Raw genomic sequence first — 1,644 nt, forward strand, 5'->3', positions numbered from 1 at the left:
CGAGTCATAGGCAAATCCGTGACTCATGAGGCTGAGACACGATGCGGATAAAAAGTGGATGATCCTATGCTGCCGAGAAAAGCATCGACGCGAGGTTCTAGCCGCCCGTACCCCAAACCGACTCAGGTGGTCAGGTAGAGAATACCAAGGAGATCGAGAGAATCGTGGTTAAGGAACTCGGCAAAATGCCCCCGTAACTTCGGGAGAAGGGGGGCCTTCGACGTATTAGGACTTGCTCCGAAAGCGTTTGGAGGCCGCAGAGACTAGTGGGTAGCGACTGTTTACTAAAAACACAGGTCCGTGCCAAGTCGCAAGACGATGTATACGGACTGACGCCTGCCCGGTGCTGGAAGGTTAAGAGGACCGGTTAGCCGCAAGGCGAAGCTGAGAATTTAAGCCCCAGTAAACGGCGGTGGTAACTATAACCATCCTAAGGTAGCGAAATTCCTTGTCGGGTAAGTTCCGACCTGCACGAATGGCGTAACGACTTCCCAACTGTCTCAACCGCGAACTCGGCGAAATTGCATTACGAGTAAAGATGCTCGTTACGCGCAGCAGGACGGAAAGACCCCGTGACCTTTACTACAGCTTGGTATTGGTGTTCGGTGTGGCTTGTGTAGGATAGGTGGGAGACTTTGAAGCGGTGACGCCAGTTACCGTGGAGTCATTGTTGAAATACCACTCTGGTCACTCTGGATATCTAACTTCGAACCGTAATCCGGTTCAGGGACAGTGCCTGGTGGGTAGTTTAACTGGGGCGGTTGCCTCCCAAAAAGTAACGGAGGCGCCCAAAGGTTCCCTCAACCTGGTTGGCAATCAGGTGGCGAGTGTAAGTGCACAAGGGAGCTTGACTGTGAGACTGACAGGTCGAGCAGGGACGAAAGTCGGGACTAGTGATCCGGCAGTGGCTTGTGGAAGCGCTGTCGCTCAACGGATAAAAGGTACCTCGGGGATAACAGGCTGATCTTGCCCAAGAGTCCATATCGACGGCATGGTTTGGCACCTCGATGTCGGCTCGTCGCATCCTGGGGCTGGAGTAGGTCCCAAGGGTTGGGCTGTTCGCCCATTAAAGCGGTACGCGAGCTGGGTTTAGAACGTCGTGAGACAGTTCGGTCCCTATCCGCTGCGCGCGTAGGAAGTTTGAGAGGATCTGACCCTAGTACGAGAGGACCGGGTTGGACGAACCTCTGGTGTGTCAGTTGTTCCGCCAGGAGCACCGCTGATTAGCTACGTTCGGGATGGATAACCGCTGAAAGCATCTAAGCGGGAAGCCGGCCTCAAGATGAGACTTCCATACCTTCGGGTGAGAGGCTCCCAGCCAGACTACTGGGTTGATAGGCCAGATGTGGAAGCACGGTAACGTGTGCAGCTGACTGGTACTAATAAGCCGATGACTTGATAACACACCGTTCGTTGGTGCTTGCGTCCACTGAGTGGTTCTCGATGTACGGTCGAGAACCACCTTCGATCACACATACGTGTGAACCTAGGTTTGATTGAAACATCAATAGTGTTTCGGCGGCCATAGCGTGAGGGAAACGCCCGGTCACATTCCGAACCCGGAAGCTAAGCCTCACAGCGCCGATGGTACTGCAGGGGGGACCCTGTGGGAGAGTAGGACACCGCCGGACTCCTTTTAGTCAA

General features: G+C 54.3%; 2 rRNA genes (1 of these 2 running past the window's edge). Both read left to right on the forward strand.

Features of this window, described 5'->3' with window-relative positions:
* Positions 1–1,403, forward strand: a 23S ribosomal RNA gene (locus tag ACFWCH_RS17655); it begins 1,798 nt to the left of the window's first position.
* A gap of 111 nt (positions 1,404–1,514) precedes the next feature.
* A 5S ribosomal RNA gene (rrf, locus tag ACFWCH_RS17660) occupies positions 1,515–1,631 on the forward strand.
* Positions 1,632–1,644: the final 13 nt, after the last annotated feature.

The sequence above is a fragment of the Microbacterium sp. NPDC060132 genome, assembly GCF_042729675.1.
GTDB lineage: Bacteria > Actinomycetota > Actinomycetes > Actinomycetales > Microbacteriaceae > Microbacterium > Microbacterium sufflavum.